Here is a 22,727-nt window from a genome sequence, read left to right as displayed (position 1 = left end):
GAGCGGAATGAAGCGAAAGTTTCACGTTCCGTTCTGAAGGAGAGGTAGGGGTAGAAATGCCCCTATCGACTCTAACCACTTTTGCAGAGAAAATATGCTGGGACGCAAATAAATGATTGAAGTTGCCTTGCAATACCCGATGTTTGGCCCGGAAATTCAGTGTCCCCACTGTCGCCAAACAATTCCGGCTCTAACGCTCACGGATACCTATTTGTGTCCGCGTCACGGGGCATTTGAGGCAGATCCAAAAACGGGGGAACTGGTTCACCTTCAGTCTGGGCGGCACTGGCGCCGCTGGGAGAATGAATGGTATCGCCAGCACACGCACCCTGACGGGATTCGGTTTGAAATTCACGAAGCGCTCGATCGACTCTATACTCAAGGCTACCGAGCAACTCGCGTGATCGTTGCCCAACGCTATCGGGACTTAATCAGCGCTTATTTGGAACGCAGCACGCCTTGGCGCGGTCAGTCGGACTCGCCGCGGCCGAGGCTGTACGGTTTGCCTGTGGATTTTAGCCCCGATCCTCAAGAGGACCCTTGCTGGGAAGTGATTAATTTTGATTTGGAAAAAGAGCCGGGAGTTCCGATTAGATATCCCTATTTTCGGTTGTTTGAATAAGTGAAGGAAGAAGGAAGAGGGAAGAAGGAAGAAGGAAGAGGGAAGTTCGGCAACGGATTCGCTCCACGGATGTAACGGATGTCAGGAAGAGGGAAGAAGGGTCTATTGCTTTAGCGCTAAAGATGCGACCGTTTTTAATTCCGAATTCCGAATTTACCCTCTCAAATCTCCAATCTAAAACCGGAATTCCTGCTTCCCGTCTAAAATCTAAAATCTAAAATCTAAAATCTAAAATCGAATGCACCACGCCTCGATTCGCACTGCTAACATTCACCGGGCGATCGCCTTTTACGAACAGTTGGGATTTACTGTGAGCGATCGCTTTACCACAGGTTACACCCTAGCCTGTTGGATGGAAGGTCTCAACGGACGCATCGAACTAATTCAAATCCCGGAACCAAAACCCGCACCAGATGCTTTCGGAGACGAGCATTATGTTGGATATTATCATTTATCTTTCGATTTAACTGAGGCGACAACTGACTTGCCTAGTTGGTTGCAGTCTCTGAAACAGCGGTTTGAGGAAGCTGCTAAAGACCAACCAAACCAGTTTCAAGCTTTGAAAGTTTTATTAGAACCGACTCAACAGGCGATCGGGCAAAATGTTTACGAAGTAGCTTTTATTGCCGATACAGACGGTTTGCCCTTAGAGTTTATCCGGCGCATGAATGACTAATTAAGTCAGAAATCCCCAATTCAGAAATCCCATCAGCGTGCATCTGTGTTCATCTGCTGATATCTGCGCTTAAAAAATCCCCATCCCACTAATGTGCTTTAATAAGGAGATAAATTAACCAATAACTTAAGTAGAAGGAAGAAGGAATAATGCTCATAGAGCAAGCTTTTCAACCATCTGCATCTTACATTTGATCACCTAAATTTACTTAATAACCCATAACCATAAGCATAAAAACAAAACCCGCGGGCGCGGGCTTCATCTTCATCCTTATGGTTATTGACACTCCCCTGGCTGAAGCCGAGGGGATTCTTAATTCAGCGACTGACCTTAAAATTTTCTGTCCTTACGGCAATACTTAAACCTTTCAACCGTGGGGATACCACCAATTGACGAGCCTAATTCAGAAGCATCCCAGCGGGTCTATCTCCAAAAGCGTACTAGGATATTTCCCTAGAGTTTGGGTATGCCCTACCCTACTTAACAATTCGAGCGTGAAAAAGTTTATTTGCTGGATTGAAACCTACATTTTCGGTTTCGACTGTTTATAGTGTTTTCGCCGCACTTTGTCCCCCAGTTTATGCCTAAAAGTGTGTCTCATGTCCTGTTTCACTTCGGGCAAGGGAGTTTAACCCTGACTGTTTCAGTTTACCATACTGTCCCGTTTTGTCCAAAGCTTTTTAAGGAAGTTTTTTGAATTTAAAAGATTGGATTTTGGGTTCATGACTGAGGTAAAGAGAACAGGCAGGATAAATCCTGCAACGCCCTTTCATCCCCGGACTGAAGTCACGGGGTTTTCAGGGTATTCCTTATAAATTACGGTTTCAACTACTTACTTTTTAGGAACAAGAGCCTCATTAGCGGTTACGGGAGGGGGAGACGAAGCGGTAGTTCGCAAAAGTGCGATCGCCTGCGCGTAGCAAGGATCATCCTTAGTCGCAACCAACATCGGTTTGTTAGCTAATTTCAGCTTTTGTTCGTCTGTGACTTCGACTTTGACATCGGGAGTAACCCCCTTCTGGCTGATATCCGTACCGTTGGGAGTATAGTAGTGAGCGATCGTCACCGCCAATCCCGAACCGTCAGCCAAAGAATGCACCGACTGCACCAAAGCTTTGCCAAAAGTTTGGCCGCCCATCACAGTTGCGCGCTTGTTGTCCTTCAGAGCACCGGCCAAAATTTCGCTGGCGCTGGCCGAGTTATCGTCCACGAGCACCACCAAAGGCTTGTCAGTGAGCGCAGTGCGATTTGCCTTCATTTCCTGAGAATCGCCCGCGCGATCGACTGTGCGGACGATCGCCCCTGTATCCATCCACATCCGAGCGATATCAATGCTCACTCGCAGCAACCCGCCGGGATTCCCCCGCAAATCCAAAACAAAAGCGTCAGCTTTCTGAGCCGAGAGCTTTTTAATCGCCACCTCCATTTGTTCGCCCGCGTGGGAGCTAAACTCTTGTAAACGGATGTAACCCACATTCTTACCGCCTTCATTCTTGAGGCTGTAGCGAACCGCGGCTACCTCAATTCTCGCCCTAGTCAGAGTGATGTCAAATTCGCTTTTGCCCTCACGAGCAATCCGCAGCGTGACTTTCGTACCTTCGTCGCCCCGAATTACCTGAGCCGCATCCGAGACAGTCATGCCTTTGGTAGTTTTGCCGTCAATCACCAAAATCGTATCGCCCGCTAGAATCCCTGCCTTCAGGGCCGGGGAATTTTCCATCGGCTCGACTACCCTAATCGCTTTCGTTTTCTCGTCTTCTTCCAGCCTCATCCCCACCCCTGTCAGTTCCCCAGAGGTTTGATTCGTCAGCGCTTCGTACTGCTTCGGGTCCATGAAGCGCGTGTACTGGTCGTTTAATTTCTCTAGCGCTTTGCGGAGAGCGGTGTAGGCAGCTTCGCGAGAGGTATAGTTTTTGCTCAACAGTTCTTGGCGGGTCAATTGCCAGTCAGTCTTGTTAAAGCTGCCATCAACATACTCTCGGTTGACAATTTGCCAAGCTTCGTCTAATACAGCTTTGGGGCTATCTTGAAGCTCAGCGCGGACTGATTGACTCAGGCCGGGAACGAGCAAAGATATCGAAGCGGTTGTTGCCATCGCCCCACTGAACAGGGCTGCCTGTAACTTTGAAAAGCGTTTGCGGGCTTGATTCATTGAATTTGGCTCAATTCGATTTTAGATTTTTGATTTGAGATTTTATATTGCTAAAAAATCTCACACTACTACTTAAACTATTGTGTGGAGGCTCCACCATCCCTTTGGACAGTTTAACGAGATTCTTAGTTGATCGCCAACCAATTATTACTCTCTTTCAATAAACTTAATTTAAAACTTGGATTTATAAAGTGCCGTGGAAGCTAAAATCGAACAATTTTCGCGTAAGTGGTTGAGCCTGCTCGTTAATGGAGTTATCGGTCTAGCAGCGCTGGCGGGGGTCGTCGCCATGCAGTCTAGCGGGCAGTTGGGCGGAATGTCCCCAGTTGGCGTTCAGGGGCAAAAGTCGCCCTCTGCAATGTCGGCTGCCAGTTTCAAGCAAGCCGCACAGCAAGAAGCGCAGCAAGAAGCCCTGCGGCTAAAAATGCTCAAAACTATCCCTAGTTTTGGGTTTGACAATTTAATTGCAGATTGGACATTTATCAAATTTTTGCAGTATTTTGGCGACGACGAAGCGCGAGATGTAACGGGCTACAATCTGAGCCAAGATTATTTTGACATAGTTACGCAACGCGACCCGCGGTGGGCTGACATCTACCTGTTTCTTTCCACAGCTATTTCTTTTTATCAGGGAAAGCCTGAAACTGCTGTTCAGTTTATAGAGCGCGGTACTAGCGCTCTTTCCCTTTCGCCACAAATTCATTCCCAATCGTGGATAGTGTGGCGCACTAAAGGTATTGATGAGTTGCTGCTGTTGGGGGATATTCCCGAGTCAATTCACTCTCACGAAATGGCCGCTGATTGGGTGGAAAAAAACCCGTCAGGGGCTTCATTGGCGCAGATGTTTCGAGCCACTGCTGAGTATTTGCGCCGAGATCCCGATAGCGTGCCGGTGCGGTTTAATGCTTGGAGCACGGTTTATGCTCAAACAACTGATAAGTTGGTGCGTCAAAGGGCGAGACAAGCTCTTGTCAAGTTGGGAGCTCAGGTGCAAAAAGATAAGGATGGAAACGAGAGTTTTATTTTGCCGCCTCGAAAGTAAGCAGAAGGAAGAAGGAAGTTCGGCAACGGATTGTGTAACGGATGTAACGGATGTAACGGATATCAGGAAGAAGGAAGAAGGGAAATGCAGTCGCAGTAATAGTTTCAGATATCAAGAATGTCCTAAATGTCAAGGCCGTTGACTGTAATTCCCCAATCTAAAATCTAAAATCTAAAATCTAAAATCAGCTTGAGTTAGTTCGCGCCATTCACCGGGTTTTAGACCTTCCAGACGCAAATGCCCGATCGCACATCTGACCAGCCGCAGCGTCGGAAACCCTACTGCTGCGGTCATCCTGCGGACTTGGCGGTTGCGGCCTTCTGTGAGAGTCATTTCCAGCCAAGCTGTCGGCACGTTTTTGCGAAATCTAATCGGCGGTTCGCGGGGCGGCAAAGCGGGTTCTTCTAACAATAATTGCACTTTTGCCGATCGAGTCCGATAATCTTGAATTGTGACACCTGTCTGCAAAGCAGCGATCGCACTTGCATCAGGAATTCGTTCCACTTGCACCCAGTAAGTGCGGGGATGAGCGAATTTCGGGTCACTGAGGCGGTGCTGAAGGGGCCCATCATCGGTTAGCAGCAACAAACCTTCACTATCGCGATCGAGCCTTCCTACTGCATAAATGTTAGGAATAGGAATATAGTCTTTGAGAGTGCTGCGTTTAGTCTCACTGGAGTTGTCAGTGAATTGAGTTAAAACATCATAAGGTTTGTAAAATAGAATGTAACGATAGGGCATAAGCAATTAACAAAAATGTACTAATATCAATAATCCTGTAGGGGCGGGTTTCACCAACAATAATTGGCTAAAACTCACAATCTCAAAAACCCGCCCCCACCCAACGTCAAACCACTTTCTATCTCTCCTCTGCGCCCTCTGCGCCCTCTGCGGTTCATAAAAAAATAAATCTTGTTAACCAAAGATTCAAACCTGCTCAAAAATCTTCAGCCTTTAAGAGCCTCGCAAATCTCAACTACCCAATTTTACCATGCCCGAAGCCACACACCGCGTTTGCATCGTCTTAGGAACTCGCCCGGAAGCGATTAAACTAGCCCCAGTAATTCAACTCTTCAAAAGTTCGCCCACCTTTGACACCCAAGTAATTTTAACCGGTCAGCACCGAGAAATGGTCGAGCAAGTAATGCAAATGTTCGATCTAAAAGCCGATCGGGATTTAGCAATTATGCAGCACCAGCAAACCTTGACGGATATTACTTCCCGGAGTTTGCAGGGTTTGGAAGCCTTGTTTAAAGAATTGCAGCCCGAAATCGTGTTAGTTCAGGGCGATACAACGACTGCGTTTGCCGCTACTTTGGCTGCTTTTTACCAGAAAATACCCGTAGGTCACGTAGAAGCCGGATTGCGGACAGACGACGTATTCAATCCTTACCCCGAAGAGGCTAACCGACGGTTGATATCTCAACTCACACGCCTGCATTTTGCCCCGACAGCGCTGGCCCAAGAGAATTTAGGGCGATCGGGCGTTTTGGGAGAAATTCACCGTACAGGCAACACAGTAATCGATGCCTTGCTTTCTGTCGCCAAACGCCAACCAGAATGCAACATTCCTAACTTAGATTGGAGCAAATATCGCACTATCTTAGCAACAGTTCACCGCCGCGAAAATTGGGGAGAACCCTTAGCAGGAATTGCTCACGCATTTCTCCAAATCTTAGATAAGTTTCCCGATACAGCCTTGCTCTTACCTCTACACCGAAATCCGACAGTCAGAGAACCTTTAAAAGCTCTTTTAGGCGACCATCCGAGAGTCTTTTTAACCGAACCTTTAGATTACGCAGAATTAGTAGGAGCAATTCAGAGATGTCATTTAATCCTCACAGATTCCGGTGGATTGCAAGAGGAAGCACCTAGTTTGGGCAAGCCCGTTTTAGTATTACGAGAAACCACAGAAAGACCAGAGGCAATTTCTGCGGGTACAGCTAAACTCGTTGGTACTAATTCTGATATAATTACAGCAGCAGCGGCAGAGTTGCTGAGCAATTCCGAAGCATACAACGCAATGGCAATGGCAATTAATCCCTTTGGTGACGGTTTGGCGGCTTCGCGGATTTTGAAAATTGTTGAAGAGTATTTTAGTTAACTACCTCTCGATTATTCGGCGGTTGAAACGGCAATTAAACAAACTTTCGTCCCCGCAGAGGGGGACTAATTGCTGTTAAAAAAAGTCGGTTTCTGCCTCCATTCCCGAATTACCAATCCCCACCGCCACCCCCACTACTAGAGTCGCTACTACTGCTACTGCTGTAGTCGCTACTGCTGCTAATGCTGTAGTCGCTACTGCTACTGCTACTGCTGCTGTAGTCGCCGCCTCCGCAATAATCGCTACTGCTGCTGTAATCGCTACCCCCACCGCCAGCGTTGGAGTCGCCACCGCCAAAGCTACTGCTAATGCTGTAATCGCCACCGGCACCGCCACCGCTGGAGTCGCCACCGCCAAAGCTACCCCCGCAGTCGCTGTTGCTAATGCTGTAGTCGCTGCTATTACTGGTGTAGTAGCCACCGCAATCATCGTTGCTACTGTTACTGCTGTAGTCGCTACTGGTACAGTAATCAATACTGTTACTGCTGTAGTCGCCACCCCCACCGTAATAGTTGTGGCTGTTACTGCTGTAATTGCGATTGTTACTGCTGTAATTGGGACTGTTACTGCCGTGGTTGCGATTGTTACTGCTGTAATTGCGCGGATAACGGCGGTGGCGGTAACGAGATATCCGAGAAAATAAGCTGCGAAATATCCTGAAGATAATGAAGCAAGGTATAAACGCTATGAATGCTATCAATAACAACCCAAGTAAGCCATAGATTAAATTCGATGAATCTTCACTGGTGGATGTACTATTGCTAATAACTGGGGATTGACTTGGTATTGGTGACGGTTTCACCCCTTGATATGGTACGATTGGAGCCAAAGGCAGCGTGGTTTGAGATTGAGCATTTACCGTCGGAGTTTGTAAAACATTTACTAACGCCTTTGTCCCGGCTAATGTGCCCCCGTCAAAGTCCTGCTGTTTAAATCTGGGCGTAATTTCGGTTTCAATAATACCCACTGCTTTAGCATCCGGCAAAATGCTTTGAATGCCAGAACCTGTTTCAATTTGAACGCGGCGTTCCCCCACAGAAATCAACAATAAAACTCCGTTACTTTTACCTTTTTTGCCAATCCCCCAAAAGTTAAATAATTCTGTAGCAAATGCTTTTGGGGTCGCAGATGGTTTAGTATCTGGCACTGTCACAACAGCGATTTCTGAACCATTTTTCGCCTCTAAATCCGAAATCATTTGATTTAGCTGAGTTTCGGTGCTGTCGCTGAGAATGTTTGCCTTATCCGTTACCCAAGTGTTATTTACTTGACGGGGATTCGGTACTTCTTGTACTGTTATAGCTTGGCTTGTTAGGGGAAATGCAATTGCCGAAAAGCATAGCAAACTGGTCCAGATTATTTGTTTATTGCTAAATTGTAACTGCATCGCTTCAGTCTCCTGAATAACTGCTAGTCTGAAATTGACATATATCTGTCCGCCTAATTACAATTAAATAACCAGCTTACTGTCACGTCAATTCATATTATTCAGAAATTGGATTCATAAAAATCATAATTTTAGGTGCGCCATAAGGAATGAGAATTAAATAACTTCCACAAGATTGTGGGATGGGCGTCCCGCCCGTCCAAAAAGGACGGGCGGGACGCCCATCCCACAATAACAATTAAAATTGTAAGTTATTTAATTCGCGATCCTAAGCACCTTACATTTATAGTCATGGACGCACGGGTGGCGAGAAACCGGGTTTTTAACCAAAATAATTGCTGAAACCCCTCAATTCCGGTTCAAAAACCCGGTTTCTTAGTTGGCGAGTGCTAACTAATTTAGATATTTTTAAGGAGAGGGAAGTTGTGGCTGAAAATTGCTGCTACCTTTATAACCGGATAAAATAGCCAGTTTTTCCAAAGATTGCCTGCCCGTGTAATATTTTCCACGAATTTCCCAAGTGGGATAAGCTTTAATATTGGCAGCTTTGCACAAATCGGGTTGAGCATCTTTGCCTCTGGGATCGCACTCAATGTAAGTAATGGCGGTAAATGCTTCTTTGCCGAAAAGTTCTTGTTGCGTGTGACAGTGAGGACACCAGTAAGCACCGTACATTCTAGCTTTGATGGTCTGCAAATGGGTTGCTAAAGCTATTTGATCCGGCACAGATTCGCTGCGAATAGGTGGCGCTTCTTGTTCGGTAACAGGCTGTGCGAAAGGGGGAGGAGGAGGGAGGGTTTGTGCTAATTTTTGAGTGGGTTTGTTGCTGAAACTGAACTGTGCAATTCTTCCGTCTGCTTTGGTAGTGACGAAAATCCCCAAAGTCAGAAAAATGCCGATCGCACAAAAGTTGAATTTGCTTACTCTCATCTTGGATTTCATCTTGAATTTACTAGGATTTCGCGAGCTTGATTCATAGCCTCTACAGCATTGTTTACCACAAAGATGTTAAATTGTGCTAAACCTTTAAAAAAAAGTTTACTTTCGGCGCTGTGATTTAACAAAATAACTTGTTTGTTAGCTTTGAGGGCGAGGGTAATTTCCGAAGCAGTGCCCGTGCCCATACCGCAGGCAATTATTACATCTGAAGAAAGAACGTTAATGTTATTTCTGGCGTTTCCCATATCGGTGACAATGGCAATATCTACAGCTTCAGAAATGCCGCGAGTGTCATTTCCTGGAAGGATGCCCACTGTTAAACCGTTAGCTGATTTTGCTCCTTTGTTGGCGGCATCCATGACGCCAACATTTCTACCGCCAGTTAGCAATATCCATCCTGCTTCGGCGATGAGTTGTCCGAGTTGATAGGCGTTTTCTAAGTCGGTTGATGTGGCACTATCGCCAGGGCCCATGATGCCAATGATGATTTTTTTCATAGTTTTGGAGTGAATATGGTGTTATTAATACTTGATAGTTTTTGAGCACTATATACAAATGTATGTTATCAGATAAATAGTGGTTTCCTCAAAACAGTTGGTGAGCAAAATAACTTCCTGAAGTTTCCTAGTATTTTTACAATGTATGCTGATTTAACATTAACAAGTGAGAGATAACATGAGTGTCGCCCCCAACCCGGAAACAAAGCTGATGGAAAAAATCCGTAGTTTACCGCCGGATAAAATTACGGTATTAGAAGATTTTATGGATTTCCTTTTAACGCGAAGTGAAGATCGTCTTCTCGTTTATACTGCAACTCAACTCTCAGAAGCAGTTTTTGCTAAAATTTGGGATAACCCAGAGGACGCGGAGTATGATGAGTTATAATTTTGGTGAGGTGGTTTTAGTTCCGTTTCCTTTTACAGATCAAACTACCAATAAAAAACGTCTCGCAGTTGTTATTAGTTCTGACGTTTATAATGCAGAATATCCCGATCGCATTCTGATGGGTATCACGAGTCAAGTTAGCAGTAGTCCGAAAGTCGGTGATATTGTCATAACAGATTGGCGATCGGCTGGTCTTTTAAAAGCTTCTATGATTAAGCCAGTTATTATTACGACAATTGAGAAGCAACCGATCCCCAAAAAATTGGGAAGGCTTCAAGATGTATATCTCCAATCTCTGAAAGAGGGAGCTATCGGAATTATAGGTGATAATTGAGCGAGAGCCTTTCTGAATAATGCTTAGAAAGAACTATCGCCTGTATTAATGTTCTCAACATTTATTTCTCAACATCTATATAACTACTGACTGTTGAGAAGTATTTGTAACCGTTTTTGTTGAATTTGTCGATGATCTTCGTCTAATTTTGCAATAACTTCTTCTAATTTGCAACCTAATTCTTCCATTTCCAAGCGACTGCGACGTAAGTTAGCGAGGAGTCGTCGATCGACATCTGGATGTGGCATATATCCTGGTTCGTTCATCATAATCTCCACTCAATCTTAATTTCTTGAATGCTGCGTTCCCAGGCGGGAAGTCTGGCTTGGGTATAAGCAATTACTTCTGTCATTAATCTTAGCATATCAGAAGTTGCTGTTGGTTGTGCATTAGCCAAGCGTCGTTGCAATAGGGAAAACTGGGAAAACCGCTCATCGGCTTGCTGTGCGACACTTTTTAGCTGATCTAAATAGTCAATTGTTCTGTCTGTTTCTCCAAATTGCTCAAATAGAGTGTATTCAGCTTCTGTAGCATCGTCGATAATATCCAATAATTGCCGTTTTAGGCTCCAGATGGTTTCGGCAATTTCTATGGGCAGTTTTGCCATGTTTACTTGTGTGAGATGTACCGTATAGATTTTAGGCTAACAGCGTACCAGAAATGACTAAGGCAGGGCGCGTTTTGCGTATTTCTGTTCCTACTGAGGGATCAAATCTAGCTATCGGGATGCTTCCCAGTCGGTAATGGCTTGAGCTTGCCATTCCTCATCCCATCCTAAATCTAGTTCGTCAATTAGCTTGCAAGCTTCTGCTAAAGCTTGGTTTTCTTGTTGTTTTCGCCATTGTTTTAAGAGAGATTCTATCAAAGCACTGGGGTTAGGCGCTTTTTGATTGACGTATGTGAGTAAGTCATCTGGCAAGCTGATAGAGATGTCGCTCATTGGCTAATCAGAATAGTTTTTTGTAATTATTTTAGCAAGAATTGACTGAAATGACAATTTTTTGTTAGTTTAATGCACAAACGGAAGGGATCTCGCCATGATTGATGAATGATGAGCGAGATCCTTTTTGAGTCTGGTCGATCGAGGGCGATCTATCTTCCCAATTTCTTATTACAAAATTACAGGTTGTGTGAGGCTTGACAAAAAATGGCAAAATCTGCCATAATAAGATAACGAGTTAAATGAGGTAAGTAATACCAGTGACAAGCATGAATATTTCTCTACCTGACTCAATGCGAACTTATATAGAAGCACAGGTAGCCCAAGGTGGTTATGGTACAGCTAGCGAGTATTTCCGTGAGTTAATTCGCCAAGACCAAAAACGCAAAGCTTCAGAACGTTTGGAAGCGATGTTATTAGAGGGTTTGGAATCGGGAAATCCTACCGCGATGACGGAGGAAGATTGGATGGAGATTCGTCAAGCTGTGCGATCGCGTATTTCCCAGAATCAGGGGTTGCAGGAATAAAAAAGACCTCGATCCAAAAACGTCCGCAAGTTATCGGCGATTTGATTGAATTAGCCACTTACATGGCGGAAGATAATATGGATGCTTCCGATCGCTTTCTTGTCGCGGCCGAAGAAACCTTTAAACAATTGGCCCAAACGCCAAAAATGGGAAAAGGCTGTATTTATCTCGTTTTATGAACTGAGTGCTAAGGGTTGTTTGACCAATTGTTCGATAACTAGCGATCGACAAACAGCTTCAATTTTATTATTTCCACCAATTTCAAATAACAGATGCAGCCACTCATTAGGAGAAAGGGATAGATTTTCTAACCAAGGAGAGGGAGTAACTTGCTCCCAGCCGACGATTGTACCGAGGTTCGCAGGCTTTTGATTTAACTGATCGGGATTTGGGTTGAGTTGTACGTCAAGTCGAATGCAGGTTTTGAGGATAATGTTTAAAAATTGGTCATTGGTAGCAACTTCAGAAGTAGAATTAGTTGAATTGATCTGCCAATAGTAGTTGAGATTGAGAACATAATCATAGGGAAATTGCCACCCCATCGATAGCAATTCGGATTCGGTAAAATCGTATTGTTGCCAAATTTGTTGAAAGTTCATAATCGGACGAATAAATGGGATTAAGGGAGCAGAATAAAGTGGGTGTCTCCACGACTTCCGGGTTTTCCTGATGCGTTTAGGGGTTGTTCTGCGGGTGCACCTCCTCCTGGGCCATTGTAAACACGAGCATAGGATGAACCATCAGGTTGAGTCATAATTCTGACACTGTATTGAGTGTTTGGGCTTGTCCAAATTGTACCCGCACCGCTTTTTGAGCCTCCTCTAGCTGGAGTGGATATCCAACCCGAAGCAGTAAGTTCTGTTTCGAGGGTAGTTTTATCGATTCCACTGACAAGGAAATTGAGAACATCTGTGACAGCTAGGATGTTACCTGATGACATAGTTCAGGGAAGTTGGGTTTTGGATGGGGTGCATGAGCACTGGTAGGAGCGATCGCCATGATTGATTATAAAACGGGCGATCGCCCTTCTGAATTATTAGAAAGGGATCTCGCCATGATTGATGAATTAAGAGCGATCTCCCTTTTGGTCTAATATGAATGATAATGACCTTAACTAAGCATGACACCTCAACTGAAGTTTGAAATTATCTTTACACGGCCAGTATTCCAGCATCTTGCAGCGATCGACCGGAAGTATTATTCATTAATCCGCACTACAATAGAGGAGCAGTTAAGCTATGAACCAGAGGTAGAAACGCGCAACCGCAAACCGCTAGTGGAACCTTCCGAATTAGGTGCTACTTGGGAGTTGCGATTTGGGCCGAGTAATCGGTTCCGGGTGTTTTACGAGACTAACCTTGATACCTATGAGGTTTATATCTTGGGAATTGGGGTAAAAGTTGGCAATCAGTTATTTATAGGAACAGAGCAGACTGAATCATGAAAATAGTTTCTTTAGCTGAAATTATAGCAAAATTTGCTGATTACTTGAATGCCGATCGCGGAGAGCCAATTTTAATTACTGAAAATGGTCAACCAGTAGCGGCAATGACTTTAATTAAAGATCCTGAAGCTCTGGAGCGTTTCTTGTTGGCTAACAATCCAAAATTCAATCAAATTTTGGACAAATCTCGGCAAAGTTTGAAAGAAGAGGGAGGAGTGAAGTCGGAGGATTTCTGGAATTTAGTGGATGAATGAGCTTTGTTGGAGACTCAAAAAGAGTAAATTTAAGAGAGAACGATCGCCCTTCTGAATTATTAGAAAGGACGATCGATCTTTTTTAACCGCAGATGGACGCTGATTAACGCGGATGCAGGAAGGGCGATCGCTCGTTGGATGAATTATGGGCGATCACCTTTGTGAATTTGGTGCAGAAAGGGCGATCGCTCTTGTTTGGGGAAAGGGTGATCGCTCTGATAACACTTAACTGCAAATTTTCATTCTCAATCGCCCTAAGTGTTGTAACCTGAACTGGATGAAGACGAATAATTACTACTTGGAGTATTAGTAATTGTCCCAGAAATAGGAACAGTAAAAGATATGTTTGTGTCAAACGGCTTGGCTAGCCCCTGATTTTGAAGAGTCATCATATAGTTAAAAGCTATATCTCCAAATAGGTCGCCTGGATCAATTTCAAATCGATCCTTGATCAGGTAGGTTATATTAGCAGAATAGCGAATATCAGTGTCCCCATCTCCATCTACATCTACTTTCTGACTAATGCTGTCTGAAAAACTAGCACTGGTACCTCGTGTTCCTCCATACGCCCAAAATAGAGGATATCCATCTAAGGGGTTGAAGCTAAAACTGTTGCGGCGAACCAAGTCAGACGGTGTACCTTGAGAATTGATTTTCAAATACTCTTCCAAGTGATTAATAGCCTGACTTTGAAATTCTTTGAATTGATTAGTTTGCTTGACTTGTTCTATGACCCCTGGTGGATTATTAAAAGCTCCGCCTTCATTTCGTATAAACTTGTGGATAAATTCAATAGCTGTAGAACTACTAAATACACTCCCAGAAATCAACTTACTCAAAGGATTATTCGCTAAATTTTTAGCATCCTGTAAGGCTTTACTACTCTCAGTTTCAAGTTTCAACTGGGGAACATTGTTTTCTAAACCTGGAAGCACAATGAAGGATTTAAGAGGTTCAAGATTAATGGATGAATTCCCTGATTTTGAGAAGTTCAATATGTTTTTATTGACATCTGTAAAATTAGGCCTTGTTACGCCTAGCTGACTGCCAATATTAAGGGGTGTCTTCGGTACTGGTGTCCCTTCTTTGTAAGCCACCGCCTTACTGCCATTCCAGTAAACGTTACCGTGCTCAAAGTATTGAATGATATTCCCATTCCCCAAGCCCTTTTCCTCACTCGTTGGAGCACCTAACCAGCCTTCCAATCCACCTGTATTCCTGTATGTTTGACGGATGCCTCCGTAAAGCGGGAATGTTCCATTTGCACTGCTGACGATCGACCCATTCTCAAATAGCTGATAGCTCGCACCATTAGAGTTGGTGACATCTGAAATGGGATTGCCCAATGTCCCTTGATAATTCTGGAAAACAGGATAGAAATTGCCACCTATTGTGTACCCGTTGAGAGAAATTGAATTAGGCGCCGGCTGCACGGGATTGTCAATTGGTGGCTGCACGGGATTGTCAATTGGTGGCTGTACGGGATTGTCAATTGGTGGCTGTACGGGATTGTCAATTGGCGGTTGTACGGAATTGTCAATCGGCGGCTGCACGGGATTGTCAATCGGCGGTGTAGATGGGATATCTTGGACATTGGTGACGTACAAACCAGATACAAAACCGCTACCATCTGCCAGGTGATACCAGACATCACTGCTACCTTCACCATTAGGATCGTTGATTAATTCACCTTGAGTCTGGTAGTCAAATTCCAGTTGTGTCCCAGGACTGACTTTACCGACAGAAGCACTGGAAGTATCAGCAGTGGGACGAATATTAACACCACCGTTAATCTGGACAGCAATTTTACCCCCATCCGTTACACCACTCAAATTAACCGCCCGTTCCCAAGGCGTAACTTGTCCATCTAAACCCCAAGTTGTCGGGTTCGAGAAAGGTGTCGGAATATAAACTTGCGGCGTTGTCTCCTTCGCCACTTGCACAGCTTTATTCAAATTCACCACCCCAAAACCCGTTTCTTCATCCCATCCGGGCTCCTTCAAATCGATCGCACTTCCGGTCAAAACGTCAATCACTTGGGTAGGATTCAAATCGGGATTACTCTCCCAAACCTTAGACGCCATCCCCGCCGCTTTGGCCGCGGCAACAGAAGTTCCCGCCATCGTGCCTAAATCATCGCCAACTGTCGATAAAGTCGGATTGTCGATCGCACCTCCGGGCACTAAAATATCCAAACCATAGCCATAGCTGGAATAATCCGATCGCCCAAATCCATCAGATGAACCAACCGTGATAATATTCTCAAACTCCTGGGAAGATTGACCCAAAACAGACATCACACCGCCGTCATTACCAGCCGCTACAACTAACAGCACTCCATTCTGACGCGCATTTTCTAATGCCGCACGTTCTCGGTTCGTAAATTCGTAACGAGTGGTAATGCTTCCATCAGCATTCTTTTGAGTTAAATCGAGGGGAAGAAGTGCGATCGCATTCTTCTTCTTTTGTGCTTTCGCCTCACCCACAAAATCAGTTAAAGCTAAATCCCATTCCCCAGAACCAATTGCCCGACTTAGGTACACATTGGCTTTATCGTTGTAGCCATCAATGCCTTTATCGTTGCCTTGAATCGCACTCACTAAACCCCAGCTAAATGTGCCGTGTTCGTTACCAGTGCCAGCAGTAAACAAAGGATTGCTATCTTTGTCAATGCGATCGCGCCCCATAGTCACTTTAGAGTAATCCAAATCGGGATTGTTCGTCGCAAACCCAGTATCGATGATACCGATAAAGGCGCGATTTTCTGGCGGCGAACTAATCGGTAATACGGTTTCAATAGGCGGTTCCGGGTCGATCGGCTGCGACATATCGTCGATCGGCTCAAGTCCAACTAGAGGCGGTTCCGGGGCGATCGTAGGCGGTTGCACCGGTGGTGTTGGAGGGGTCGGCACCGTTGCTACAGGTGGCGTTGTCGCAACAGGCGGCGTTGCCACAGGCACCGTTGCTACAGGCGGCGTTGTCTCAATCGGTGGCGCTACAGCCACAGGTGGTTTTGTCTCCACAGGTGGCGTTGTCTCCACAGGTGGCGTTTCCACAGGAGGCGCGACAGCAACCGGCGGTTTTGTCTCCACAGGTGGCGTTTCCACAGGAGGCGCGACAGCAATCGGCGGTTTTGTTTCCACAGGCGGCGTTTCCACAGGAGGCGCTACAGCCACAGGTGGTTTTGTCTCCACAGGTGGCGTTTCCACAGGAGGCGCGACAGCCACAGGCGGTTTTGTCTCCACAGGCGGTGTTTCCACAGGAGGCGCGACAGCAACCGGCGGTTTTGTCTCCACAGGTGGCGTTTCCACAGGAGGCGCGACAGCCACAGGCGGTTTTGTCTCCACAGGCGGCGTTTCCACAGGAGGCGTGACAGCAACCGGCGGTTTTGGATCAATCGGTGGCGTTTCCACAGGAGGCGCGACAGCAACCGGCGGTTTTGGATCAATCGGTGGCGTTTCCACAGGAGGCGTGACAGCTACCGGGGGTTTTGTCTCCACAGGTGGCGTTTCCACAGGAGGCGCGACAGCTACCGGCTGCTTTGATTTGACATAATCGATCAATTTCTTGCCGCCATCAAGTTTAGTCCAATCCTTACTTGGATCGATAACTTTGTCGATCGACACTGCTTTGCCCGTCGCACCTGTTAAATTGAAAACCAAATCGTTATAATCTTTATCTGAACCAGTATCAACCCGCTGATCTTCCATCGCAAATGCCTTGCCATTGCCAGTGACATCTGCTACTTGACCGTACAACCAAGCATCATCTGGATTAGTGCTAGATAATGATAGCAGCGGGCGTTTGTCACCGCCGGCACCGGGATTCTTAAACACATCTTGCACCGTACCATTTGGCACCAGCATCACCGCAAAAGCCTCTCCCGGTTTCATCGGAAATGTTTTCGCGCCGCTGTACTGCCCTTCGTTATAATTTCCCTCTCCTAAACTGCCATTAAATAGTGGATTTGCACCTTCTGTGGGGTCAGAAATTACTACGTGACCAAAGGTAGAATTGGTCAGGGATCGTCTTGCTGCTTCTTTGATAAATTCCTGAGAACCAGGGGTAAATTTCTCCATTCCCACCACGCTGAAAATGGCAACTTCACCTTTATAATTGCCGCCGTCGTGCAGCCAGTCAAAGCCAACTTGTCCCGTTGAATCTGTAGCGAAAAAGCCGGAGTCAACCCCTAAACCTGTCAGCGGGTCAACTTTGCCGTCTGGAGTTAAACTAACTTGATAATTGGTATCGCGGGAGGGTGCAGAAATTTTGAGTGCATAATTGGTTGCACCCAAATTATCGATGCTAAAAGTCCCCGAATTTGTGCCGTTGGTTTCGATGTCTTTGACGACTTTTCCCTGGCTGTCGAGGAGTTGCATCCCGACAATGGAACTAAATCCTTCAGCCGTAACTCGAAAGCTGCCTGTATTCAGCCGATTAAAACGATAGGTGTCTGTGGGGTCAGTTTTACCTGCGAAGTCGATGGAGAAATAGTTGTCGTTCAGATTGCCGATCGATATATTAGACATGATGCACCTCGATTAATTCGATAACTTTGGGCTGATATTTATCTATCTGAAGTGCGTCGGAGTTTTTATGCGTTTTGTAATATAACTTCACAAAGAGTGTGGGGTTAACTCGCTGAACTTCCATCGCTACTTATTTATCTGGAGTAAGTTTTAGTTTTTATGCAAAGTTTCAGTCTTTGTAACATAACTTTACACAAACTACCGGGAATCAAGGTTTTACATCCACCTCACACTCAGGGAGATGGATATAATTGCGATTGGCTGATGCCTGTTCTCCCTATTGTGGTAAAATCTGATGGTGAGAAGACCTTTGCGGAATTTGGTATTTTCTCATGCCTCCGGGGTCGCCTGCTGCTTGATTAAGAACTAACAAAAAAAACACCGCGAATAAAATTGTCTCCCAACCAAAAGGTGCCGGCTTCGGTTCTTCTTTGGGTTGATCTGTAACAGACTCGACGTTGACTTTGATGTCGAGTTTGCCCTCAATGACTTTGCCTTTGAAAAGTCCATCGCTGGCAACACCCTTAAATCGCATTGGATTAGTTTGTTCTCCTGACATTGTGGTTATCCTTGTGTTGGTAGATTATGAAAAAACAAAATTCAATGAAGGGCGTGATCCTTTCTAAATCTGGCGTATAAATGGCGCCAGATTCAGACAATCAGGAATCAGCCCGACATAAAATCAGAATTTTTTTGAGCAATGTGTCGGCCAATTCCTTGGATTTTGGACAATCCCGTCCTTTTCCAAAAAGAGTAAATAGTCTGTGTCTTGATATTTAACTGTCGGGCGATGACTGCTATTTTTTCGGGCGACTGCTGCAAAAACAATCTTTGAACAAGAATTTGACAGTTGCAGTCGGGACGGTTTCGAGGATGACATTTCCGAAGTTCGTATTCTGGATCTCGCCTGATGTATTGTACTATCTTCCATGCTAAAGCTTGTTTTTCTTGTCTCTCAATCCTTTCGATTTCCACCTCCAAGCCATCTAAAGAATCATTGTAAAATCCGCTGCGTTCTAAAACGTCTAAATCTAAGGACAGCTCTTGTTGATTTTTGGTAATATGTAAATCGTGAATTCGATACCTGAGATGAGCGTTAACCCAAGTCGTCAGACTGGCTTGAATCGGAGAACGTCGGGGATGAAACTTGTGGAGGTTTTTGTCTAACCATTCCCAAGTTTTATTAACTGCTTCATAATAATAGGGATGAGAACTTTTTGACAATTTTGGAATACGTTGCAGTTGCCGCAACAATCGATCCATCAATTCTCGACGCTGCGAACTATCCGGTGATTCCGAGCAAATTGCTAGAATTAGCTTACATAACCGCTCATCTTGAGGAGTGCGATCGGAATATTGTTCCAGTGCCAACCTCAATTTATCTATGCGATCCATAATCACCCTCCTCAAAGAAGTGTATGCAAATCGAACTGAATTAAAAATTTTCTCAAAAGCCAGTCAAGGACGGGCTTTTTGACTTACCCCACTTACAATAAAGGATTAAATTAACCCAAGCAAATTTTTCCAAGGTGGCTGAAACCTTGGTATACTCGCGGTTAGCAGCTTGGGAAAGCATAAACCTTGCAATTTAACCTTGGGAGTCCCAAGGTTTGTCAAACCTTTTTCTGGATTCGCTCATGCAGAACAATAGTGGTCGGAATCTTAACTGGAAGAAAGGTAAAGAGAGTGCAAAGCTATTAATTGAAGTTTTACACTGCTTTACTGACGGGGATTTGGAAAAATTTAATAATTGTGAAAGCCTTCAAAAATATATCAATACTCGTTGGGAAGGAACTGATCTGTGGGTGAAAAAGACAAGGCTACAGGATCTGGTTGAGCTGACACAGAAATGGGGTAAAACCTTAGACAAAGAGCAAATCCGCAATGCCCTTCACTGTCTGAAACAATTGAACATCATGGAAGACCAGCGGGGCGTAACGAATTCCAAAACAATTACTGGTTCGGACAAATGGTGTTTTGTTCTGAAGTTTCACTCTCGATGTAAGGAAGAAAATCGGGATTGGCTATTTGGAAAAGAAGAGACACAGGGAGAATGGGAACGCCGGAAAGTCAAACAGCCAGAGGTTCTTAAATCCCGCCCTATTCAAGATCCAATAACCCCTTTAGGTTTGGCGAAGGATGCTAACAATCGGGGGTTTAACTTAAAACAAGCTGGCGAATTAGTTGAAGCTAGAAAAGAATTCGAGCTCGCTATTAAAATCAACCCTGATAATGGAGCAAGTTACTATACTCTGGGAGTGATGTATGAGGAAGCCGGGAAAGTTGATTGGGCGATGAAACTGTATCAGGATGCAGCATTCCGCGGCTTTGCTGCTGCTTATTGCAATTTGGCCCGTTTGTACATTCTTGAATATAAAGATTTTCATAAATCTGTTGAAAAAATCGGACATGGTTTAAAGCTGGTGGAAACCGAGAAAGTTGAGGATGACAAAATAGTCAAAGCTGGGTTGTTAACCTATCTTGCTTGGGCTTGGAAGGAACAAGGACGCTATGAAGAAGCTTTGGTTAAGTTGCAAGAGGCTGTTAAACTAGATAGCGTTCGGGGTTTAACTTATGGCATTATGGCTCAAGTGCAAGAAAATCTGGGGAATGATGCAGAAGTTGTGAAAGCTTGGAAAAAAGTTCTGGAATATGCTAAGTCGGATGAGCGAGATGAAGATGTTTACATTGGTAAGGCTCGTCAGCGTCTGAAGCAATTAGGTGGCTCTACTTAAATATAAAATGCGTGAAGCGTAGCTATCCCGTAGGGAATCGCGCGGTGAGATACCCGACTTCTTTAAGAATTCGGGTATCGGGTAATTGTGTTTTTTAGGTGGATTTACTTAAGTGCGATCGCACTTATTTGAGATTTAGCCTTAATCAAGGACATGGGTATTCATTGCCATGTCGATCGATACAAATTCGGGGTATCATGTTATTGTTATTCATGGCTGACCCAAAAGCTATCCGAGCGATTGAAGCGCCTGAAACTGCTGCTAATACCAAAGCTATGTGGCCGAGTGCGATCGAGCAAATGAGGAGGGGTGAAATCAAGACTTTGCAATTCATACTCTTGTCTCCAAGTCAATTTTTTGAACAAAGGACAACTGAGTTAGGCCTAACTGCTGTCTACATACCCACTCTATAAATGTCTGATTCCAACATGGAACCCAACAATCCAAAACAAGTTGGGGAATTAAGTTGGAAAGGTTAAAAAGACCTCTCCTAATAGACTGCTGTACGTGAAGTCTGTTACTCAACCTTAAAGAGCGTTGCTAAAATGACCAAAATATCAAATCCCCCTTGCCTGGAATGTCAGGAAGCAGAACAGAGAGAGAATCTCGATATTAACTGTATTTTAAATAAACTCAAATCAGTAAAACAAAGCCAACTTTCTTCTCGGGAAATTTCCTATTTATGTTTGTGTTTATGTTTGTTGTCAAGGTATGAAAAAGCTTTTAGAATGGTTAAATATAAAACGCCGACAATAGAAGAACTCAAGAGCAAAGATCCCGAAATTAGTCAAAAGGGTGAAAATCTGAGTGCAGATATGTCAAAGACAGTACACCTGTATATTAAACAAATGATGGGCATAGATGAAGAAAAACGCTTGCCACCTTGGTCTAAAGTTTGCTCATTTATGCGCGATACTGGATGTAAAAAAAATCAGCAATCACCTCAAGTAGAAATACAAAGGTGTATGTTCATTGCCAGAGTCAAAGGTAATAAAATATCTGACATTGAAATGCAAAATAACTTAAAAAAACTTGGGATTGAAGTAGAAACTATAGAGATACTAAGAAATGAATAAGGAAAATGATAAAAATCAGCAACAAGAAGAAATGAGTAGCAGCACTTTGTTTGTTTTCATAGGCTCTCAGGAAGATTTTTACCGGATTATGAGTCTGTTTGAAGAGGATAAACTGAGTGAGTTACTGGGGATAGAAGTGCTGGATGTAGGAGGTATTGTTGAATCTCAACTGGTAGCACAACCAAAAGTAATAAATTTAAGCCAATGGTTCCAGAATAATTTTGTTGAAGCTATTCAGGAAGCATGGCTGACAGTAGAAGAAGTTTTGGGTAAGAACATACGGAATCCAGCATTTAGATCGCAAGCCGTAAAACGAGCTAAATTAATTAAATTAGCCGAAATTACAGTAGCTTTAATTCTTGATATAGCACCAGCCGAAAACCAAGAAATCAGCACAATATTAGGAGTCTATCCTATTGGCAGTCAAACTTATCTGCCAGAAAACCTTAAGCTGGATGTGTATGAATCAGAAGAAACTTTAGTAGAACTTCAAGCACCATTACAGAGTGAAGGAATGATACAAGAATTATTTTTATTGCCAGGAGAAGCATTTCGGATAGAAGTTTCTTTGGGTGATTTCAAGCAAATAGAAGATTTTATTTTATTTCCAACAAGGTAGGCGATAAAAATGTCAGGTGTAAAGTTGGTTTTCTTAAAAATTAATAATGGCAATTTTGACCAAGGGTTTAAAGTTAACTTGCGAATTTACCAAGCAGGAAATTCTGCTTTTTTAGAAGCTGATGGCAGATTTCCTGCAGCACCAAAGATTCCTGAAATATATCAAAGTTGGCAGAAAAAATATTTACGCATGGACTGGTGTTTTCGAGCCAGGAAGGGAGAAACTATCAACGATGTTGGCAAGGTTCCCGAAGATTGTCGCCAATCATCTCAAAAATTAAGAGAAAGCATTAAAGAGTGGTTGAGAAAGTCTGATGATAGCGAGTTTCAAAAAATCAGGGAAACACTTATAGGAGAATTAGATAGAAGAGACGAAATTAGGGTATTCATTCGTAAGGATTCAGGTCAAAAAAACTTAAGTGGCGGCATCTGGTAAAATAAAGGAATGAAAAAGCCCACAGCC

Annotated in this window: 30 protein-coding genes; 15 read left to right on the top strand and 15 right to left on the bottom strand. The window is 44.2% G+C overall.

Annotated elements, in window-relative coordinates; translation table 11 throughout:
• Positions 1 to 112: 112 nt before the first annotated feature.
• A complete protein-coding gene (locus tag QT990_RS31990; RefSeq protein WP_333106288.1) occupies positions 113 to 622 on the top strand; it encodes a TIGR02652 family protein in 510 nt (169 codons plus the stop codon).
• A gap of 238 nt (positions 623 to 860) precedes the next feature.
• Positions 861 to 1,298 carry a VOC family protein gene (locus tag QT990_RS31985; RefSeq protein ID WP_333146752.1) on the top strand — a complete coding sequence of 146 codons (438 nt, stop codon included), beginning with the start codon at positions 861 to 863 and terminating at the stop codon, positions 1,296 to 1,298.
• Positions 1,299 to 2,130: 832 nt separating this feature from the next.
• Here QT990_RS31985 and ctpB read toward each other — a convergent pair.
• The gene (ctpB, locus tag QT990_RS31980) at positions 2,131 to 3,450 is read right to left on the bottom strand and encodes a carboxyl-terminal processing protease CtpB (protein ID WP_333146750.1); all 1,320 of its coding nucleotides are present in this window, start codon (positions 3,448 to 3,450) and stop codon (positions 2,131 to 2,133) included.
• Positions 3,451 to 3,646: 196 nt separating this feature from the next.
• Here ctpB and QT990_RS31975 point away from each other — a divergent pair, with 196 nt between their 5' ends.
• Complete coding sequence (locus tag QT990_RS31975; protein WP_333146748.1) at positions 3,647 to 4,492, top strand: hypothetical protein; 846 nt, start codon at positions 3,647 to 3,649, stop codon at positions 4,490 to 4,492.
• Positions 4,455 to 4,634 (top strand): hypothetical protein, encoded by a 180-nt coding sequence (locus tag QT990_RS31970; protein WP_333146755.1) that lies wholly within the window; start codon positions 4,455 to 4,457, stop codon positions 4,632 to 4,634. The genes QT990_RS31975 and QT990_RS31970 overlap by 38 nt, the downstream gene beginning before the upstream one ends.
• 29 nt (positions 4,635 to 4,663) lie before the next feature.
• Here QT990_RS31970 and QT990_RS31965 read toward each other — a convergent pair whose 3' ends face one another.
• Positions 4,664 to 5,233 carry an rRNA large subunit pseudouridine synthase E gene (locus tag QT990_RS31965; protein ID WP_333146746.1) on the bottom strand — a complete coding sequence of 190 codons (570 nt, stop codon included), beginning with the start codon at positions 5,231 to 5,233 and terminating at the stop codon, positions 4,664 to 4,666.
• Between the two features lie 250 nt (positions 5,234 to 5,483).
• Here QT990_RS31965 and wecB point away from each other — a divergent pair, with 250 nt between their 5' ends.
• Complete coding sequence (gene wecB / locus QT990_RS31960) at positions 5,484 to 6,596, top strand: non-hydrolyzing UDP-N-acetylglucosamine 2-epimerase (protein WP_333146744.1); 1,113 nt, start codon at positions 5,484 to 5,486, stop codon at positions 6,594 to 6,596.
• A gap of 109 nt (positions 6,597 to 6,705) precedes the next feature.
• On the opposite strand, the gene QT990_RS31955 is transcribed toward wecB, so the two are convergent.
• The 3 genes from QT990_RS31955 to QT990_RS31945 form a co-directional block, all read right to left on the bottom strand.
• The gene (locus tag QT990_RS31955; RefSeq protein ID WP_333146743.1) at positions 6,706 to 7,983 is read right to left on the bottom strand and encodes a TPM domain-containing protein; all 1,278 of its coding nucleotides are present in this window, start codon (positions 7,981 to 7,983) and stop codon (positions 6,706 to 6,708) included.
• A 408-nt stretch (positions 7,984 to 8,391) separates the two neighbouring features.
• Positions 8,392 to 8,913 (bottom strand): hypothetical protein, encoded by a 522-nt coding sequence (locus tag QT990_RS31950; protein WP_333146741.1) that lies wholly within the window; start codon positions 8,911 to 8,913, stop codon positions 8,392 to 8,394.
• Between the two features lie 8 nt (positions 8,914 to 8,921).
• Positions 8,922 to 9,419, bottom strand: a complete 498-nt coding sequence (locus QT990_RS31945; RefSeq protein ID WP_333146739.1) for a TIGR00725 family protein — start codon at positions 9,417 to 9,419, stop codon at positions 8,922 to 8,924.
• A 178-nt stretch (positions 9,420 to 9,597) separates the two neighbouring features.
• On the opposite strand from QT990_RS31945, the gene QT990_RS31940 reads away from it, so the two are divergent.
• A complete protein-coding gene (locus QT990_RS31940) occupies positions 9,598 to 9,807 on the top strand; it encodes a toxin-antitoxin system, antitoxin component, Xre family protein (protein WP_333106305.1) in 210 nt (69 codons plus the stop codon).
• Positions 9,794 to 10,141: a type II toxin-antitoxin system PemK/MazF family toxin gene (locus QT990_RS31935; protein ID WP_333146737.1), complete on the top strand. Its 348-nt coding sequence runs from the start codon at positions 9,794 to 9,796 to the stop codon at positions 10,139 to 10,141. The genes QT990_RS31940 and QT990_RS31935 overlap by 14 nt, the downstream gene beginning before the upstream one ends.
• Before the next feature lie 83 nt (positions 10,142 to 10,224).
• On the opposite strand, the gene QT990_RS31930 is transcribed toward QT990_RS31935, so the two are convergent.
• From QT990_RS31930 to QT990_RS31915, 4 genes are read right to left on the bottom strand one after another with little or no spacing between them, the layout of a single operon-like run.
• Positions 10,225 to 10,410, bottom strand: coding sequence for a hypothetical protein (locus tag QT990_RS31930; protein WP_333106308.1), 186 nt, complete (start codon positions 10,408 to 10,410; stop codon positions 10,225 to 10,227).
• The gene (locus tag QT990_RS31925; RefSeq protein WP_333146735.1) at positions 10,407 to 10,748 is read right to left on the bottom strand and encodes a hypothetical protein; all 342 of its coding nucleotides are present in this window, start codon (positions 10,746 to 10,748) and stop codon (positions 10,407 to 10,409) included. Before QT990_RS31925 ends, QT990_RS31930 begins: the two co-directional genes overlap by 4 nt.
• 31 nt (positions 10,749 to 10,779) lie before the next feature.
• The gene (locus QT990_RS31920) at positions 10,780 to 10,902 is read right to left on the bottom strand and encodes a type II toxin-antitoxin system PemK/MazF family toxin (RefSeq protein ID WP_333466210.1); all 123 of its coding nucleotides are present in this window, start codon (positions 10,900 to 10,902) and stop codon (positions 10,780 to 10,782) included.
• Positions 10,860 to 11,081, bottom strand: a complete 222-nt coding sequence (locus tag QT990_RS31915; protein WP_333081811.1) for a hypothetical protein — start codon at positions 11,079 to 11,081, stop codon at positions 10,860 to 10,862. The genes QT990_RS31920 and QT990_RS31915 overlap by 43 nt, the downstream gene beginning before the upstream one ends.
• 269 nt (positions 11,082 to 11,350) lie before the next feature.
• Here QT990_RS31915 and QT990_RS31910 point away from each other — a divergent pair, with 269 nt between their 5' ends.
• The gene (locus tag QT990_RS31910; protein ID WP_333412736.1) at positions 11,351 to 11,608 is read left to right on the top strand and encodes a type II toxin-antitoxin system ParD family antitoxin; all 258 of its coding nucleotides are present in this window, start codon (positions 11,351 to 11,353) and stop codon (positions 11,606 to 11,608) included.
• Positions 11,545 to 11,787 (top strand): type II toxin-antitoxin system RelE/ParE family toxin, encoded by a 243-nt coding sequence (locus tag QT990_RS31905; RefSeq protein WP_333412738.1) that lies wholly within the window; start codon positions 11,545 to 11,547, stop codon positions 11,785 to 11,787. Before QT990_RS31910 ends, QT990_RS31905 begins: the two co-directional genes overlap by 64 nt.
• Here QT990_RS31905 and QT990_RS31900 read toward each other — a convergent pair.
• On the bottom strand, positions 11,782 to 12,207 hold the full coding sequence (locus QT990_RS31900) for a hypothetical protein (protein ID WP_333412740.1): 426 nt from the start codon (positions 12,205 to 12,207) through the stop codon (positions 11,782 to 11,784). The two genes, QT990_RS31905 and QT990_RS31900, sit on opposite strands and share 6 nt — an antisense overlap.
• A 20-nt stretch (positions 12,208 to 12,227) precedes the next feature.
• Positions 12,228 to 12,548, bottom strand: a complete 321-nt coding sequence (locus tag QT990_RS31895; protein WP_333412742.1) for a hypothetical protein — start codon at positions 12,546 to 12,548, stop codon at positions 12,228 to 12,230.
• Positions 12,549 to 12,728: 180 nt separating this feature from the next.
• Here QT990_RS31895 and QT990_RS31890 point away from each other — a divergent pair, with 180 nt between their 5' ends.
• Both QT990_RS31890 and QT990_RS31885 read left to right on the top strand, forming a co-directional pair.
• On the top strand, positions 12,729 to 13,052 hold the full coding sequence (locus QT990_RS31890) for an addiction module toxin RelE (protein WP_333412743.1): 324 nt from the start codon (positions 12,729 to 12,731) through the stop codon (positions 13,050 to 13,052).
• Positions 13,049 to 13,306 carry a type II toxin-antitoxin system Phd/YefM family antitoxin gene (locus tag QT990_RS31885; RefSeq protein ID WP_333146713.1) on the top strand — a complete coding sequence of 86 codons (258 nt, stop codon included), beginning with the start codon at positions 13,049 to 13,051 and terminating at the stop codon, positions 13,304 to 13,306. The genes QT990_RS31890 and QT990_RS31885 overlap by 4 nt, the downstream gene beginning before the upstream one ends.
• Positions 13,307 to 13,560: 254 nt before the next feature.
• Here QT990_RS31885 and QT990_RS31880 read toward each other — a convergent pair whose 3' ends face one another.
• The 3 genes from QT990_RS31880 to QT990_RS31870 all read right to left on the bottom strand — a co-directional run bounded on the left by QT990_RS31880 (position 13,561) and on the right by QT990_RS31870 (position 19,230).
• Positions 13,561 to 17,835 carry a S8 family serine peptidase gene (locus QT990_RS31880; protein WP_333146711.1) on the bottom strand — a complete coding sequence of 1,425 codons (4,275 nt, stop codon included), beginning with the start codon at positions 17,833 to 17,835 and terminating at the stop codon, positions 13,561 to 13,563.
• A gap of 277 nt (positions 17,836 to 18,112) precedes the next feature.
• The gene (locus QT990_RS31875) at positions 18,113 to 18,394 is read right to left on the bottom strand and encodes a hypothetical protein (protein ID WP_333146709.1); all 282 of its coding nucleotides are present in this window, start codon (positions 18,392 to 18,394) and stop codon (positions 18,113 to 18,115) included.
• 107 nt (positions 18,395 to 18,501) lie between these two features.
• Positions 18,502 to 19,230 (bottom strand): hypothetical protein, encoded by a 729-nt coding sequence (locus QT990_RS31870; RefSeq protein WP_333146706.1) that lies wholly within the window; start codon positions 19,228 to 19,230, stop codon positions 18,502 to 18,504.
• Positions 19,231 to 19,472: 242 nt separating this feature from the next.
• On the opposite strand from QT990_RS31870, the gene QT990_RS31865 reads away from it, so the two are divergent.
• Positions 19,473 to 20,570 (top strand): tetratricopeptide repeat protein, encoded by a 1,098-nt coding sequence (locus QT990_RS31865; RefSeq protein WP_333146704.1) that lies wholly within the window; start codon positions 19,473 to 19,475, stop codon positions 20,568 to 20,570.
• 145 nt (positions 20,571 to 20,715) lie between these two features.
• On the opposite strand, the gene QT990_RS31860 is transcribed toward QT990_RS31865, so the two are convergent.
• Complete coding sequence (locus tag QT990_RS31860) at positions 20,716 to 20,904, bottom strand: hypothetical protein (RefSeq protein WP_333146701.1); 189 nt, start codon at positions 20,902 to 20,904, stop codon at positions 20,716 to 20,718.
• 211 nt (positions 20,905 to 21,115) lie between these two features.
• Between QT990_RS31860 and QT990_RS31855 the strand changes: the two genes are divergently transcribed.
• The 3 genes from QT990_RS31855 to QT990_RS31845 are packed head-to-tail and all read left to right on the top strand — an operon-like array spanning position 21,116 to position 22,700.
• Positions 21,116 to 21,646 (top strand): hypothetical protein, encoded by a 531-nt coding sequence (locus QT990_RS31855; RefSeq protein ID WP_333146699.1) that lies wholly within the window; start codon positions 21,116 to 21,118, stop codon positions 21,644 to 21,646.
• Positions 21,639 to 22,265 carry a DUF1822 family protein gene (locus tag QT990_RS31850; protein ID WP_333146697.1) on the top strand — a complete coding sequence of 209 codons (627 nt, stop codon included), beginning with the start codon at positions 21,639 to 21,641 and terminating at the stop codon, positions 22,263 to 22,265. Before QT990_RS31855 ends, QT990_RS31850 begins: the two co-directional genes overlap by 8 nt.
• A gap of 9 nt (positions 22,266 to 22,274) precedes the next feature.
• Positions 22,275 to 22,700, top strand: coding sequence for a hypothetical protein (locus QT990_RS31845; protein WP_333146695.1), 426 nt, complete (start codon positions 22,275 to 22,277; stop codon positions 22,698 to 22,700).
• Positions 22,701 to 22,727: the final 27 nt, after the last annotated feature.

The organism is Microcoleus sp. T3_B1, from assembly GCF_036700445.1.
In the GTDB taxonomy this organism is placed as follows: Bacteria; Cyanobacteriota; Cyanobacteriia; order Cyanobacteriales; family Microcoleaceae; genus Microcoleus.
This window is presented reverse-complemented; position numbering and strand designations above follow the sequence as displayed.